Consider the following 14,823-nt stretch of genomic DNA (forward strand, 5'->3'; position numbering starts at 1 on the left):
CGTGAAGACCATTCGCCTCCAACTCTCGGCGGGCCTGCTGCTGCTGGCCCCGCTGCTCGCTGCAGCCCTGCGCGACAACAAAGACCAGATCGCCCGAGCCCGCGACGGGCTCATCAGCGACCCGGTCGAATTCATCGAGCTGACCGTCTCCCTGGCTCACGCCAGCGCGAAGCGGCTGGACCCGTCGATCACCCGCGAGCGCATTGAAGAGCTGGTGGACATGGAGAACGTGCAGCGGGTCTTCTCGGCATGCTTTGGCGTCAGCATCCCGGAGTCATCGCCGGGGGAAGCGCCGGAGGCGGGCAGCCCATCGAGCTGATCGACTGGGACGGCATCTTCGCCCACGTCATAGCCCGCTTGGGCTGGACGTGGGACGTCGCCGAGCAGCAGCTCGACCTGCACCGCCTCCGAGCCCTCACCCAAGAGTGGGAACAGTGCCCACCCGTTCACACGCTTGTCGCAGCCTACCTTGGCTACAAGCCACCACAGGTCAGCCAGTCGGCCACGCAAGAGCAAGTTCAACCCTTGCTCTCGGCCATGCCAACTCGTGAGAACGCCCCCAAGGTAGACGACAGCGCCTGGCTCGCCGCACTCGCCGATATCGAACCGAAAGCACCTGAACATGAGTGACAAGCAAGTCAACTACGACATCACGGCGGACGGCTCCAACTTCGTGCAGACCTTTGAGCGCTGCGCCTCAGTGCTCAGCAGCTCTAGCACGCAAATGCAGAGCCACATTGGCGCGGTGGGCAACACCTTTAAAGCGCTGATGACACCGCTCATGGCCGTCACCGGCATCCTTGCCGGTGGCGCAGCGTTCAAGGCTGCCATCGACGAAAGCTCCAAGCTCACCGGCGAGGCCAACAAGCTGAGCCGTGCATTGGCCCTCACGGTCGATGAAGCCGCTACGCTCAACACCGCCCTGGGTGACGTTTACAGCGACAGCGACACCTACATCAGCGCCTTTCAAAAGTTCGCCAAACAGATCAAGACCAACGAAGACGGCCTCAAGGCCATGGGTCTGCAAACGCGGGATAGCAACGGCGACCTGCGCGACAGCAACGAACTCTTCCGTGAGGCCTTGGCCGTGGTCGGAGAGTACAAGCCCGGCCTTGATCAAACCACTGCCGCCATGACCCTTTTCGGCAAGGGTGTGGATGATGTCCTGCAGCTCCAAAAGCTGAACAACGATGTCATCGACGCCGCCCGCGAAAAGAACATCGAGCTGGGCCTGGCAGTCAGCCAAGAGGGCGTCGAAGCCAACAAAAAGTACAAGGCCGCGATGAACGACGTCGGCGATGTGCTTACCGGCGTGATGAAAGTGGTCGGCGACGGCGTCAAGCCCATCTTCACCGACCTGGCTGAGTACTTTGCTCGCCTTGGGCCGACCGCCATCATGATCTTTCGCACCGCGCTCGATGGCCTGGTCGGCGCTTTCCGCATCGTGCAGGCGTCTGTAAAGACCCTCGCGGCGGTGGTCTTCGAGACCATCAACACGATGATGGATTACCTCGGGGGCCTCTCCGAGCTGCTCGCCGCCGTCTTCCGGGGCGACTTTAAAGCCGCCGCCGACATCTGGGAGCAAAACGGCCAGCGTGTGATCCAGGGTATCTCCAATGTGGTCGATGCCACAAAGGAGGCCTGGCGCGAGGCGGGCGAGACCTTCAAGCAAGACCAAGCCCTCATCTGGGGTGGCACCAAAGCCAACACCGTGGCTGGTGTCAGCGGCAAGCGCACGATGAAGGAGGGCGACGGCAAGAAGGAGAAGGACAAAGCACCCAGCTCGGACATGCCCGTCTACGAGCAACAGCTCGCACAGGCCCGCACCGCTGCTGCCGAAATGGACGCCATCCGCGGCATGTCCAAAGAAGCCGAGCTGAAGTTCTGGCAAGACATCCTGGCCAGCAGCACGCTCAAACAGCAAGACAAGATCGCTGTCACCAAAAAGGTCGAAGAGGCCCGCCTGCGCGTCCTGCAAGAGTCTGCCCAGGTCGCACAGCAGCTCGACCAGATCTCGCTCGACACCTGGCAGCAGCGCGAGCTGGCAAAAGTCGAGATGGAAGCCGAGCGGGCACGCCAGCGCGCTGCGGCCGAGGAGATCACCCAAGAGACTCTGCTGGAGCAAGAGGCCCAGTTCGAGGCCCGCCGCCAGCAGATCCGCTTGGCTTACCTTCAGTCACAGCGGGCCAGCCTCGACCCCCTGCGCGACCCAGTCCAGATCGCCCAGATCAACGCCCAGATCGAGGGCCTGGAGCAGCAGCACCAGCTCCGTATGGCGCAGATCAAAGGCCAGCAAGCCCAAGCTGCAGCGGCCGAGCAAAAGCGCATCTGGGGCGATGCCACTCAGCGCATCGAGTCGCTCTGGGACAAGGGCGTCGAGAGCATGATGAACGGCACCTTCAGGTGGCGCAATGCTCAAAAGGCCGTCGGCGCTGAGCTGGCAGCCTGGGGCGCTGGCGTCATCAAGCGCCAGGTCGCACAGTGGATCTTGGGTGAGCAGGGCAAGACGGCCGCCACCGCCAGCGGCACCGCCCAGCGCTTGGTGATGGAGGGCTGGGCCGCAGCCAAGAGCGTGGCGCTCTGGGCTGCCACGGCCGTCAAGAACATCATGACCAGCGCCTGGGAGGCAATGGCCAGCGCCTGGAAGGCCATCGTCGGCATTCCATACGTTGGCCCCGTCCTGGCCCCTATCGCTGCTGGTGCCGCGTTTGCAGGCGTGGCAGCCCTGGCAGGGCGGGTCTCGTCGGCCGAGGGTGGCTATGACATCCCGGCCAACGTCAACCCGCTGACCCAGCTCCACGAAAAGGAGATGGTGCTGCCTGCCAAGCACGCAGACGTCATCCGCCAACTGGCTGACAGCAACTTCGCTCAGGCCAACAGCAACCAAGCCCCGGTCGTATTCCATGGCATGGGGGCGGGCGACTTCTTCATTGCCCACAAGAAGGACCTCGCCCGCGTCATGCAGTCCATGAACCGCAACTTCGCCTTCAAATGAGCAACCGCATCTTGCCCGCGCTGCCGGGCCTGTCGTGGAACGTCACACGCAGGCCCACGTGGAACACCCGCATCCACACTGCCGTCACGGGCCGCGAGGCTCGCTTTAGGCGCTGGTCCTACCCCAAGTGGTCCTACCGGCTGTCGTATGAGGTCCTGCGCGCCAACGCTGCCTTGGCTGAGCTGCAGCAGCTTGTGGGCTTCTTCAACAGCCACGGCGGCAGCGCTGAAAGCTGGCTCTACGAAGACCCCAACGACCGCCAAGTCACCGCCCAAGCCTTTGGCCAGGGCGACGGCACCCGCAAAGCCTGGCAGTTGGTGCGGGCCTATGGCGGCTATACCGAGCCGGTCTTTGAGCTTGACGGCGTGCCTACGGTGTTCATCAACGGCGCACAGCAGACCAGCTTCTCCCTTGTCAACGGCCTGCTGACCTTTGCTACAGCCCCCGCTGCAGGCGCTGCACTCACGTGGACGGGCCGCTACTTCTGGCGCGTCCGCTTCCTGCAAGACCAGCTTGAGCTTAACGAGTTCATGCGCCAGCTCTTTGAGCTGAAGAGCATGGAGTTCATCACAGACCGCACATGAAGACCGCCTCACCAGCCCTCACCGCGCTCATCAACAGCGGCAAGTTCGAGCGTGCAGACGTCTACACCATCGCCCTCAAGGGTGGCCTGACACTGCGCTACGCCGACCACGACCAGCCTCTCACCTTCGGGGCAGAGACGTGGACCCTCGGTCCCCTGCTCAAGCGCAGCCGCACCGAGCTGAGCGTCGGTATCGAGGTCGACGAGATGGAGGTCACCTTCACCCCCACCGACTTCAGCCTCATCAACGGCAAGCCCTTTGCAGCCTTTGTGTCTGGCGGTGGCTTCAGCGGTGCGCGCCTCACCGTCCAGCGTGCCTACACCCCCCCCGGATGGGGGGATGTGGTGGGGCTGGTGCACGTGTTCTCCGGTCGGGTCAGCGATGCAGGCTTGGGCGGCGGCACTGTGCGCGTCGTCGTCCGCTCCGACGCCGAGCTGCTCGACGCCATGGTCCCTGCCAACGTCTATCAGCCGGGCTGCCTCAACGGCCTGTACGACGACGCCTGCGGCATCTCCCGCGCCGCCCACCAAGCGGCTGCGTCTGTCACCGGCGCGCAGGCTCCGTCGCGCTCATTCTTTAGTACCTCACTGCCCCAGGCGGCGGGGCACTTCAGCATGGGCACGCTCACCTTTACCAGTGGCCCAAACGCCGGGGTGTCGCGCACCGTTAAGCAGCACTTGGCTGGCGGGGCTTTGCGCATGATCGCGCCGCTGCCCATCACGCCTGGCGCGGGTGACGCTTTCACCATCGCCCCAGGCTGCGACGGCACCCGCGCCACTTGTGGCGGCCGGTATTTCAACCTGAATCGCTTCCGTGGCACGCCCCTTATCCCAGTCGCGGAGACCATCACATGATCACGCCAGCCCAGCGCCGCGCTGTGGTCGCAGAGGCCATGTCCTGGCGCGGCACCCCGTATCACCACCGCGCGCGCGTCAAGGGCGTAGGTGTGGACTGCGGCCAGATCCTCTGCGCCGTATTCGAGGCCTCGGGCGTCGTCGGCCATATCGACCCCGGCGAGTACTCGCCACAGTGGCACATCCACCGCAGTGAAGAGGTCTACCTCCAGTGGGTGCAGCGCTACTGCAACCCGCTGCCCGAGGGCACGCCAGAGCAGCCCGGCGACATCCGTGTCTACAAGTACGGCCGCTGCTATGCCCATGGGGCCATCGTCATCGACGACGGCCTGCTCCTGCACAGCTACATCCGCCGGGGCGTCATCGTCACCGCCCCCCATGAAGAGCCGCTCTGCGGCAGACCCTTCCTTTCCTGGACACTCAAATGAGCGGCAACGGCACCATCTCCCAAAGCGAAGACCGCCTGTCTGCGATGCAGATCCAGTCCTCATCGCAGGGCGTCACCATCCCCGTCGTCTACGGCCTGGCCCGCGTCAAGCCCAACCTGCTGTGGTACGGGGCTTTTGAGGCTATCCCTCACGTCTCCACTCAAGAGGCGGGCAAGGGCGGTGGCACCACCTCCGAGACCACCACCTTCACCTACCGCGCGGCCGTCATCATGGGCCTGTGCGAGGGCGAAGTGGCTGAGGTCACCGAAGCCTTTCGGGGCAAGTCTCGCTTCGTCAACGGTGCCGCCTCTGCGCTCGCCCAGATGGGGCTGAGCTTCTCGTCGGGTGCCATTGGTGCGCCCGTGTGGCCCTTCCTGCAGACCTACGTGCCCAAAGACTCCGCTGGCAATGCCACCGGGGCAGCCGGGTCCGAGGCCCTGTCTTACTCCGGCATCGCCCGCGTTTACGGCGAGGCTTACGAGCTGGGCAACAGCGCCAATGTCGAGAACCACGGCTTCGTCGTCAAAGGCAAGCTGTCCTACAGCGTCTCACCCACCGTGCCCGACGCCGACCCCGCCGACGTCGCCTTCGACCTGCTCACCAACAAGCGCTACGGCGCGCGGCTGGACCCCGCTCGCCTGGACGTCTCGCGCTGGTCCACCTACTGCCGTGCTGCGGGCCTGCTCATGTCCCCTGCGTTCACCGAGCAAGCCCCGGCCGCCGACATCATCAAAAAGCTGACCCAGCTCACCAACACCGCTCCGGTGCTGTCCGAGGGCGTGCTCAAGTTCATCCCCTACGGCGACACCGACCTCACCGGCAACGGTGCCACCTACACCGCCAACGTCACGCCGGTGTACGACCTGCAGCCCGACGACTTCCTCGACCTGGAAGCACCAGTCCGCAAGCGCCTCAAGCCGCCTGCAGACCTGTTCAATGCGGTGCGCATCCAGTACCGCAACCGCGCCAACGCCTACAACCTCGATGTCGGCGGCCACCGGGACGGGGCCGACATCGATGTCAACGGCCTGCGCATGGACGAACCCATCCAGGCCGAGTGGCTGTGCGACCCTGCCGTGGTCAACACCGTTGCCCAGCTCTTGGTGCAGCGCTCGCTCTACATCCCGGCCGAGTACGAGTTCACCATCGGCCCGCGCTTTGACCTGCTGGAGCCCATGGACTTGGTCACCCTGACCGAGCCCGAGCTGGACCTTGTGCAGACGCCCGTACGCATCACCAACATCGCCGAAACGGAAGAGGGCAACTTCGTCATCACTGCCGAGGACTTCCCCCTGGGCGCAGCCAGCGCCACGCTCTACCCGTCCGAGTCCGGCAGCGGCTACGCCCAGAACTTCAACATCTCCCCTGGCCCGTGCTTGGCTCCTGTGGTCTTTGAAGCCCCAGGTGCGCTCACCGTCAACGGCCTGGAGCTGTGCATTGCCGCCACCGGCCTCGGCCCCAACTGGGGCGGCTGCAACGTGTGGGTCAGCCTGGACGGCGACAACTACCGCCAAGTCGGCAGCATCGTAGGTGGCAGCCGCTATGGCTCGCTCAGCGCTGCCGCCACAGCCTCCGGCGCGCTGGCCGTGCAACTGCACAAAGGCCAGCTCACCAGCGGCACGGCAGACGACGTGGCCGCCCGCGCCACGCTTTGCTTCGTGCGCACCGGCACCACCGAGGAGTTCTTCGCCTACGAGGGTGCCAACCTCACAGGTGCACAGGCCTACAGCCTCACCGGCTCGGCCCGAGGCCTCTACGGCACCACCCCCAGCGCTCACAACGCCGGGGCCAAGTTCGTGCGCGTGGATGCCAGCATCGTCAAGAGCGGGGCCATCGACCTGGCCTACATCGGCAAGACCATCTCCATCAAGCTCACCTCGACCAACGTCTACGGCGGCGGGGAAGAGGGCTTGGCCGATGTCACCGAGTACCTCTACACCATCACCGGCAGCCGGGTCTATGGCAACGCCGGTGCCGCTGCGTTGGCTGGGGTAGATAGCGCCGCTTCCGACAACGTCCTCACCGCTGGCGAAAAGCCACCCATCCTGCTGGAGCACGTCCGCGCGGTCAACGAACAAGCAGGCATCACCGCCCAGGCCGTGGCCTTGGGCATCACGACCGAGAAGGACGCCTACACCACCGCCTTCACAGCCCTGACAACCTACCTCGCCACCCTGACAACGCCCACCGCCTGGAGCGATGTCAGCGGCAGCACCAACATCGACGGCACCACCTTCCGCACCAAGTGGGCAGCGATGTACACGGCCCGCCAAAACTTGCTCAACAAGATGGACGCCGTCGCCTCCACACGGGCCGACTGGTCTGCGGTGGGTGGGCGTCCTTCCGACGATCAGATCCGCAACAACCTGATCAACTTGGACTTCTGGCGCAAGGGCGGGTCTATTGCTTGGTCAACCAACGGCGAGTCCAATGCGCTGTTGACTTGCTCTCCGGTGGTGGGCGACCCCGTCAACGTCCTGGCCGCTGGCCCAAAGGGTGGCCCCGACGTCTTCTGGTACTGCCAAGAGTCCACCGGGGATGGGCAGAACGGTGGCGGCTGGAACGGCGCACCCTTTGCCGTCCCTCTCGACCCCACCAAAGCCTACCGCTTTGTGCTGCCCATCCGGCGCATCGGTGGCACAGGCACCAGCTATTGGGGTGTGGCCAACGTTTGCGACATCAACACCACGACCCTGAACGGCAACCCTTACTTCGCGTCCATGGCCAACATCCCCACGGACCGCTGGTACTTGTTTGTGGGCTATGTGTACCCCTATGGCTCGACGGGCAACAGCCATGACTCCGCAGGCATCTGGGACTGCAAGACCGGGCTGAAGGTTCAGGCGGGGCTCAATTGGAACCACGCCCCCGCAGGCGTGGACAGCCATCGCGCCTACCAGTACTACGCTAGCACCGGCGCTGAGCAAATGTTCGGCCGCCCCTGCGTGAACGTGGTCGACGGCACCGAGCCCAGCCTGCGCGACTACTTCGAGCCAGGCGCTGTGCTGAACGACGCGCTGGTGCCCAGCATCAACGCAGCAGCCAGTGCAGCCGCCGCAGCCGCCAGCGCCGCCAGCGCCGCACAGGCCACAGCAAACTCGGCCACTGCCGCGCTCACTGCTATCAGCAGCGACAGCGTCTTGAGCAAGGGTGAAAAGCCACAGGTGGTGCAAGACTGGCTCGCCGTCTCTGCAGAGCGTGGAGGCATTCTTGGCCAAGCGAATGCTTACGGCATCGTCAGTGAGCGTGATGCCTACATCACCGCTCACGACGCACTCAACAACTACTTGAGTGGCCTCTCGCCCGCGTACAACGACACATCGACAGACACCCCCATCAACGGGGCCAGCTTCCGCCTCTATTGGGTCCAGCTCTACGATGCGCGCCAAGCCTTGCTAAACAAGATCTCGGCCGTAGCGGGCACGCTGGCCGTCTGGTCCAGCGTCAGCGGGGCGGGCAAGCCGCAAGACAACGCCACGGTCGGAGCCCAGCTCGGCAGCAATTTGAAGGACAGCTCGGGCGTCTCACTCACCGACTATCAGGTGCTCAACAACACCGACGCCATCATCCGCGCCCCCAGCGCCGGTTACGCCAACTTCCCCACCTATGCTGCCGGTGGAGCCATCAAAGTCAAGCTGCCCCAGAGCTGGACGAACACGATGCTCCGCCTCTATGTCGAGGTCTACGAGTACGCGACCGACGCCAGCGTGACATATGAGGTCGGCGGCTACACCTACAGCGGCACGCCTGCTTGGTACAACGCCTATGCTCGTGCCGTGGGCAACCCGGATAAGGTTAGGCCGGTTTACTTCGGCCACGACGGCTCGTACTGCTGCATCTGGATCGGCGCAGGGAGCGGCACCTGGGACTACCCGGTTGTGCGCATCAAAGACGTCATGACCGGGTACAACAACACGGCCCGCGCGACCTGGGAGACCGGCTGGACGATCTCCCTGGACACCGGTGGCGCGCTCAATGTGTCGGCCACCGTGGTCAAGCCGGTGCCGGGGGGGGCGCTGTCTGGCCTCAACCAGGCTGACACAGCCAACCTAGTGCCCGGTGCTGCGACAGGAATTCAAGTCGCAAAGGTGGACAGCCTGGCGTTCTCGCCCGGCAACTTCTATTCACCCAATGGACCCTCCCTGAACCTCACGGTCCCAGGTCTTGCCGAGATCACGTTCACCTGCACTATTGGGCTGAATGCTGTATCGGTAGCCGACACCATCAGCTGCTTCTTCGCGTACAGCGGCAATGGCGAGGGGAATGGAGATCTTCAGCCAAAGATTCCCATCCCGGCTGGTCTGCAGTCAGGGGCCAAAGTGTCATTCACCCACAGCCTGACGATCAACCAGTACGGCGCAGGGCCATGGTCTCTGACCATGAGCTTTGCGCGCGCGAACCTCAGCAACAACTACACCATCACCGCATCGGTGCTGCGTATCACGGAGATCAAACGATGAAGATCTGGAGCATCTACGTCATCGCCACTGGCGTCTTCACCGGCCGCAGCTACATCGGCCCCTCTCTGGAGACGCTCGGCCCGCTACCCGAAGGCGAAGCCGCGTGGCTAGGCCAGGTGGACGCCACACGATGGCGGCTCGACACGTCGGGGCCGGAGCCGGTGTTGGTCGAGTACCGACCTCCGCCGCCCCCAGACACTGACATGGTGACTTGGCGCTGGAGCGAGCCAGAGTGGCGGTGGGAGCCACACGCTACGCCAGCCGCACAGGCCCAGGCTGTTTGTGCCCGTCGCGCCGAGCTGCTGGCCGCATGCGACTGGGTTGTCACAAGGGCAGCAGAGCAGGGGGCAACCGTGCCGATGCCATGGCAAACCTACCGCCAGGCACTGCGAGACATCACTCTGCAGCAAGGCTTCCCCTCATTCGTCGCCTGGCCAGCACCACCCGCCTGACCATCTCACCCCCATAACCACAAAACCCGGCCCGTGCAGACATCTGTACGGGCCTTTTCTTTTGGAGCCCGCATGCCCGCGAAAGACGCCCCCACACCGCCCCGATACGACGGCCCCGAGCGCCGCGCCGCCCACGTCCACACCGTCCGCACCCTGGGCGCAGACGCCGACGCCCTGGAGTACTTGGCCGACTGCATCAGCCGCATTGATGAGCGGCTGGACAAAGGCTCAGAGCGCATGGACGAAATGCAGCGCGAGCTGTCTGCAAACACCACGGTCACCACCGAAGTTCGCGACCTGCTCGAGATGGGCCGCGTCGGCTTCAAGGTGCTGGCCTTCATCGGCAAGGCGGGCATGGCTCTGGCCCGCTTCTTCGCTTTCCTCGGCCCCGCTGCGGGCTTCCTCTATCTCGCGTACTACGCGCTCACACACGGCGGGCAACTGCCACCCAAGACCTGAAAGGCCCTCACCATGTTTGAACTCCTCAGTCTCATCTTCGGTGGCTTGTTGCGCCTCGCGCCCGAGGTCATGAAGCTCTTCACGGCCAAGCAAGACCAAGCCCACGAGCTGCGCATGACCACCCTGCAGCTCGAGATCGACAAAGCTCGCGCGGACCAGCAGATCGACCTTGTCCACGCCCAAGGCGCAATGGCCACCGACTCAGCCGAGCTGGCCGCGCTGGCTGAAGCGCTCAAAGGCCAGGGACAGATGACCGGCGTCCCACTCATCGACGCTATCAATCAGAGCGTTCGGCCAGTGCTCACCTACTGGTGGTGCATGGTGCTTTACACCGCCTACAAAGTGGTGACCATCGTCCTGCTGTGCATGGGCACCCCGACCTTGGCCCAGGTGCAAGACGCCCTGGTCACCGAGTTCGACCGCATGGTCATCGCCAGCATCTTCAGCTTCTGGTTTGTCGACCGCAGCCTGCGCCGGGGGCGGCTATGACGCCCACCCCGCCGGAGCTGTACCAGCTCATCCGGCACTTTGAGGGGCTGCGGTACCGGGCTTATCTCTGCCCTGCAGGCGTCTGGACGTGTGGCTTTGGCAGCACCGGCCCAGACATCGGGCCGGGCACCGTGTGGACGCTGCAGCAAGCCACAGACCGCATGCGGGCCGACGCCCGCAAGTTCGTCGTCGGCACCCTCAAGCTCTGCCCCGGCCTCATCGGCCTGCGCCTAGCTGCCATCGCCGACTTTGCCTACAACTTGGGCCTCACCCGGCTCAAGGGCAGCACCCTCCGCCGCCGAGTGCTCGCGGGCGAGTGGGAGTCGGTGTGCGACGAGCTGGCCAAGTGGGTCAGGGGCGGTGGCCGCGTGCTGCCTGGCCTTGTGCTGCGCCGCCTGGCGGAGATCCGCCTCATCAGACAAGCCCTTGCGGGCTAAACCAACCCCCTGCGTAAAAACAGGGCGACCACCGACGGTGCGGTAACACCGGCGGTGGCCATCCCCCCACAGTCCTAGCCTGTGAGACGACCAAGGCCCTGCCACCTCCCGGGAGGCGGGGCGAGTGTATCAACACCTGGAAACTCACCATGGCCCAACCTATCGTTCCTTGGATCGGCGGCAAGCGCCGTCTTGCAGATCTGCTGATCCCCCGTTTCCCCGCACACAAGTGCTATGTCGAGGTCTTCGCCGGTGGCGCAGCCCTCTATTTCCTGCGGCCACCGGCCGAAGTCGAGGTCATCAACGACATCAACGGCGACCTGGTCAACCTCTACCGAGTCGTCAAGTCGCACCTGGAAGAGTTCGTCCGCCAGTTCAAGTGGGCGCTCAGCTCCCGCGAGATCTTCAAGTGGACGCAAGACACCCCGCCCGAGACGCTGACCGACATCCAGCGCGCGGCCCGTTTCTTCTACCTGCAGCACCAGTGCTTTGGTGGAAAGGTGCAAGGCCAGACATGGGGCACCGCCACCACGGCCCCTGCCATCAACCTGCTGCGCATTGAAGAGCAGCTTAGCGCCGCCCACTTGCGCCTGGCCAGCACCTACATCGAGCGGCGGCACTGGCGAAGCTGCATGGAGCAGTACGACCGGCCCCACAGCTTCTTCTACCTCGACCCGCCCTACTGGGAGACCGAGGGCTACGGCGTCGACTTCCCCTTCAGCGAGTACGTGGCCATGGCCGAGGTGCTGCGCAACTTGAAGGGCAAGGCCATGGTCAGCATCAACGACCACCCGGCCATTCGGGAGGTGTTCAAGGGCTTCCACATGGAGACGCTGGACATCACCTACACCGTCGGCGGCGGTGCCAAGGGGGCCGACCGTAAGGAGCTGGTCATCTGGAGCTGGGATCAAGCGGCCGACCCTGCCAGCTTGTTCTGAGTGCCAGACGTCTGCACTCGGCCACTCAGCCGCCGCGCTTGACTGCGCGGCGGCACAGAGCGGTACTGGTGCCATCAACACCGGAGACCGACATGACCAACACCACCACCGCAAACACCGCCTGGGGCTTTTGGGGCACCATGGGCCACCAGGCCGACGCCGCCTGGCCGCTGGCCTGCGAGGCCATTGCCAAGGCCTGTGACGAGCGCCTCGAAGACGTCCGCGACTTCCTCGACAGCCGCCACGGCCGCCACTTCGCCGACGGTGTCAACGACCGCATCAACAACGGCGCAAGCCTGCAAGCGGCCATCGACGCCACCACCGCACAGTGGATGGCCTGGAAGATCGACCGCCGCACTGCCAAGCATTACGGCATCCCGGCAGGCATGCCCTACTTGACCGGCTTTGTGGTCCAGCTCGCCAGCCAGGCAGCCTAAAGCGCCGAGTGTCAGACAACACCAGTCTGGCACTCGCCGCCGGCGTTGACTGTGCGGCCGCACAGAGCGGTACTGGTGCCATCGCAACCGGAGACCGACATGCAAACCACCCAGCCCCTGAAATTTGTCCGCAAGCCCGCCAACCTGGACGATGTCCGGGGCGAAAAGGGCGACAGCCGCCCGGCCCTGGTGATCGAGACCCGCCAGATCACCGCCGCCGAGTATGACGCCATCGGCCGCAGCCTCCTCGCCACCCGCCCTTGGCTGGCAGGCAAGGGCGGCATAGAGGGCGGCGCAGCCCGCTGCGTGGCCCTGGAAGCCCCCGACCGGGCCACGATGTACATCAACCCCGAGGGCTCCGACTACGCGCGCTACGTCGCCCTGGCAGCCTAATCACCGCCGCATAAACTAAGAGGCCCTTCGGGGCCTCTTTTGCTTTGTGGACGTTATGCGTCGTCGGGCGGCGCCTGGTCTTGGATGTCGTCATCCGAGCCTGGCTCCCGCTCCCAACTGCTGCAGCCTTCTTCCGGCCGTGACCGCACGCGCGGACACATCGGGTGCTTGCACAGCGCGGCGGGGCCGCCCCATGCAGGGCCGTCAAAGTAGCGGCAGTGTCGGCATGGCCTGCCACCCCCCATGATCGACGCCATAGTGCTTGCCATCAGTCGAACCCAGAGACGTCATCGAAGGCCAGCAGCTTGCCAGCGCTGTCTATGCGTAGCATGCGAGCCGTCCCCCCTTTGGCCAGCAGCATCACATCCATGGTGCCCTTCGGAGTTTGCTTTGGCCGCACCCCGGCCCGGTAGATCACGATGCGCTCAAAAGTGTCCGCCACAAGCTGCCGGGCCTGCAGGCGCGCATCGGTGTCCTGGGCCTCCACGCCCTCAGCCAGCCGCCGCCACACCTCATCAGCGCCCGCCAGGTTCGTCCGAGCTGCGGCAGCCAGCTCGCGCTCCGAGGCCTCAATCTCGGCCTGGCAGGCGGCTTGCTCGGCCTCCAGCTCGCGCGCCCTCTTCACAAACGCTGCAGGGGCTCCACCGTCCTCGGCGGCGGCAAGCATCGCGTCCATCAGCCTGCCCAGCTTGGCGGAGATGTCCGCCAGGCGCTCGCGCGCGCTGGCCAGCTTGGCTCTTGGTGCCGCGCTTCGGTCGCCACCATACAGCGCCTGCAGGTTCAGGATGTCCGAGCAATACATCATCAAAGCCCGCTCGATGGGAGCCACCGAGCAAGACCCTGGCACAGGGCACCCACCGGCATGGGAATAGCTGGTGCAGTGCAGGCGTCTGTGGCCGTCGTGGATGCCGCCGTCCTCGCGCCGATTCCGGGTGCCAATGTTCTGGCCAACCATGGCCCGGCCGCAGTAGCCGCACAGCGTGATCCTCATGCCGGTGATGATGTGCGGCACCGCCCCCTTTGCGTGCCGCCGCCCGCGTCCGGCCGCCAGGCCTTGCAGCTCACTCCAATCCGCTGCGGAGAGCAGGGCAGGGTAGTAGCCCGCCAGGTTGAACGTCTCCCCGTCGACCACCAGCTCCTTCTCGCCCAGCAAGGCTCGCTGCTTGATCAGCCGGTAAATCTGCAGGGCCTGTGGCCCTCGCTCAGTCAGCGAGAGCTTGTGCCGCTGCAGCTCATTTACGATCCGGGTTGCGCTGTAGCCGCGCCGGTACAAGTCAAGCCCCATCTTCACGGCCTCGACGCGCTCCGGCACCAGCTCCCACTTGCCGTCGACCAGGCGCACCCATAGCGGGTCTTTGCCGTTGCGAATCAGACCCCGGTACGTCCCGGCCATCCAGCCCTGGCACTGCCGCCGAATGCTGGCCAGCACCCGCTTGCTCTTGGTGTCAGACTCCTCATGAGCCCGAATCATCACAAGCAGCGAGTACACCAGATCCATCGGGTTCGCCTTCAGGTGCTCCCTGCTGTACGCGCGGCCGTCGCTTGCCGTGACCACCGTGATCCCGGCATTTACAATCTGCGCGAGCTGGGCCTGTGCCTGAATGGGCTCGGCCCGAGACAGTCGGTCCAGGCCTTCCACAACAAGCACCGACCCCGGCGGGATTCTTCCCCCTTCGACAGCCGCCAAAAACGCCCCCAGCGCCCCCGATTTAACGTGGTGCTGGTGATATGCAGACAGACCCTCATCCCGGAGCGAGAGCGACTCATCCAGCCTCAGCCCATGCTCCTCGGCCCATCGAGCCGCATACTGCATCTGCCGCTCAGCAGAATGACCCGTCGCCTGGCGCGGATCTGAGAACCGCAGATAGCTGTAAACCAACCCCGTCACACCGCCCCC

General features: G+C 64.8%; 15 protein-coding genes. 14 read left to right on the top strand and 1 reads right to left on the bottom strand.

Annotated elements, in window-relative coordinates:
* Position 1: 1 nt before the first annotated feature.
* From KAK11_RS04845 to KAK11_RS04910, 14 genes are all read left to right on the top strand, one after another.
* Positions 2-319 carry a hypothetical protein gene (locus tag KAK11_RS04845; RefSeq protein ID WP_210806823.1) on the top strand — a complete coding sequence of 106 codons (318 nt, stop codon included), beginning with the start codon at positions 2-4 and terminating at the stop codon, positions 317-319.
* Positions 250-630, top strand: a complete 381-nt coding sequence (locus KAK11_RS04850; RefSeq protein WP_210806825.1) for a hypothetical protein — start codon at positions 250-252, stop codon at positions 628-630. Before KAK11_RS04845 ends, KAK11_RS04850 begins: the two co-directional genes overlap by 70 nt.
* On the top strand, positions 623-2,995 hold the full coding sequence (locus KAK11_RS04855; protein ID WP_210806827.1) for a phage tail tape measure protein: 2,373 nt from the start codon (positions 623-625) through the stop codon (positions 2,993-2,995). Before KAK11_RS04850 ends, KAK11_RS04855 begins: the two co-directional genes overlap by 8 nt.
* A complete protein-coding gene (locus KAK11_RS04860; protein ID WP_210806829.1) occupies positions 2,992-3,579 on the top strand; it encodes a DUF2460 domain-containing protein in 588 nt (195 codons plus the stop codon). Before KAK11_RS04855 ends, KAK11_RS04860 begins: the two co-directional genes overlap by 4 nt.
* Complete coding sequence (locus KAK11_RS04865) at positions 3,576-4,433, top strand: phage/gene transfer agent baseplate hub protein (RefSeq protein WP_210806831.1); 858 nt, start codon at positions 3,576-3,578, stop codon at positions 4,431-4,433. Before KAK11_RS04860 ends, KAK11_RS04865 begins: the two co-directional genes overlap by 4 nt.
* Positions 4,430-4,861, top strand: a complete 432-nt coding sequence (locus KAK11_RS04870) for an NlpC/P60 family protein (protein WP_210806833.1) — start codon at positions 4,430-4,432, stop codon at positions 4,859-4,861. The genes KAK11_RS04865 and KAK11_RS04870 overlap by 4 nt, the downstream gene beginning before the upstream one ends.
* The gene (locus KAK11_RS04875; RefSeq protein WP_210806835.1) at positions 4,858-9,321 is read left to right on the top strand and encodes a phage tail protein; all 4,464 of its coding nucleotides are present in this window, start codon (positions 4,858-4,860) and stop codon (positions 9,319-9,321) included. Before KAK11_RS04870 ends, KAK11_RS04875 begins: the two co-directional genes overlap by 4 nt.
* Positions 9,318-9,773, top strand: coding sequence for a phage tail assembly chaperone (locus KAK11_RS04880; RefSeq protein ID WP_210806836.1), 456 nt, complete (start codon positions 9,318-9,320; stop codon positions 9,771-9,773). Before KAK11_RS04875 ends, KAK11_RS04880 begins: the two co-directional genes overlap by 4 nt.
* Positions 9,774-9,845: 72 nt before the next feature.
* Positions 9,846-10,232: a hypothetical protein gene (locus KAK11_RS04885; protein WP_210806838.1), complete on the top strand. Its 387-nt coding sequence runs from the start codon at positions 9,846-9,848 to the stop codon at positions 10,230-10,232.
* Between the two features lie 12 nt (positions 10,233-10,244).
* Positions 10,245-10,721, top strand: coding sequence for a hypothetical protein (locus KAK11_RS04890; protein WP_210806840.1), 477 nt, complete (start codon positions 10,245-10,247; stop codon positions 10,719-10,721).
* The gene (locus KAK11_RS04895) at positions 10,718-11,158 is read left to right on the top strand and encodes a lysozyme (RefSeq protein WP_210806851.1); all 441 of its coding nucleotides are present in this window, start codon (positions 10,718-10,720) and stop codon (positions 11,156-11,158) included. The genes KAK11_RS04890 and KAK11_RS04895 overlap by 4 nt, the downstream gene beginning before the upstream one ends.
* 149 nt (positions 11,159-11,307) lie before the next feature.
* Entirely contained in the window at positions 11,308-12,096 is a 789-nt protein-coding gene (locus tag KAK11_RS04900) for a DNA adenine methylase (RefSeq protein WP_210806853.1), read from the top strand.
* 92 nt (positions 12,097-12,188) lie between these two features.
* Positions 12,189-12,533 carry a hypothetical protein gene (locus KAK11_RS04905; protein ID WP_210806855.1) on the top strand — a complete coding sequence of 115 codons (345 nt, stop codon included), beginning with the start codon at positions 12,189-12,191 and terminating at the stop codon, positions 12,531-12,533.
* A gap of 99 nt (positions 12,534-12,632) precedes the next feature.
* Positions 12,633-12,926, top strand: coding sequence for a hypothetical protein (locus tag KAK11_RS04910; RefSeq protein ID WP_210806857.1), 294 nt, complete (start codon positions 12,633-12,635; stop codon positions 12,924-12,926).
* 268 nt (positions 12,927-13,194) lie between these two features.
* Here KAK11_RS04910 and KAK11_RS04915 read toward each other — a convergent pair whose 3' ends face one another.
* Complete coding sequence (locus tag KAK11_RS04915) at positions 13,195-14,814, bottom strand: recombinase family protein (protein ID WP_210806859.1); 1,620 nt, start codon at positions 14,812-14,814, stop codon at positions 13,195-13,197.
* Between the last annotated feature and the right edge of the window lie 9 nt (positions 14,815-14,823).

Origin of the sequence: Ideonella paludis, from assembly GCF_018069865.1 — a bacterium.
GTDB classification, from domain to species: domain Bacteria; phylum Pseudomonadota; class Gammaproteobacteria; order Burkholderiales; family Burkholderiaceae_C; genus Ideonella; species Ideonella paludis.

Bases quoted from the DNA above. Each gene is read 5' to 3' on its own strand.
- KAK11_RS04850 (WP_210806825.1), top strand. From the start codon at position 250: ATGCTTTGGCGTCAGCATCCCGGAGTCATCGCCGGGGGAAGCGCCGGA.
- KAK11_RS04855 (WP_210806827.1), top strand. From the start codon at position 623: ATGAGTGACAAGCAAGTCAACTACGACATCACGGCGGACGGCTCCAAC.
- KAK11_RS04860 (WP_210806829.1), top strand. From the start codon at position 2,992: ATGAGCAACCGCATCTTGCCCGCGCTGCCGGGCCTGTCGTGGAACGTC.
- KAK11_RS04865 (WP_210806831.1), top strand. From the start codon at position 3,576: ATGAAGACCGCCTCACCAGCCCTCACCGCGCTCATCAACAGCGGCAAG.
- KAK11_RS04870 (WP_210806833.1), top strand. From the start codon at position 4,430: ATGATCACGCCAGCCCAGCGCCGCGCTGTGGTCGCAGAGGCCATGTCC.
- KAK11_RS04875 (WP_210806835.1), top strand. From the start codon at position 4,858: ATGAGCGGCAACGGCACCATCTCCCAAAGCGAAGACCGCCTGTCTGCG.
- KAK11_RS04880 (WP_210806836.1), top strand. From the start codon at position 9,318: ATGAAGATCTGGAGCATCTACGTCATCGCCACTGGCGTCTTCACCGGC.
- KAK11_RS04885 (WP_210806838.1), top strand. From the start codon at position 9,846: ATGCCCGCGAAAGACGCCCCCACACCGCCCCGATACGACGGCCCCGAG.
- KAK11_RS04890 (WP_210806840.1), top strand. From the start codon at position 10,245: ATGTTTGAACTCCTCAGTCTCATCTTCGGTGGCTTGTTGCGCCTCGCG.
- KAK11_RS04895 (WP_210806851.1), top strand. From the start codon at position 10,718: ATGACGCCCACCCCGCCGGAGCTGTACCAGCTCATCCGGCACTTTGAG.
- KAK11_RS04900 (WP_210806853.1), top strand. From the start codon at position 11,308: ATGGCCCAACCTATCGTTCCTTGGATCGGCGGCAAGCGCCGTCTTGCA.
- KAK11_RS04905 (WP_210806855.1), top strand. From the start codon at position 12,189: ATGACCAACACCACCACCGCAAACACCGCCTGGGGCTTTTGGGGCACC.
- KAK11_RS04910 (WP_210806857.1), top strand. From the start codon at position 12,633: ATGCAAACCACCCAGCCCCTGAAATTTGTCCGCAAGCCCGCCAACCTG.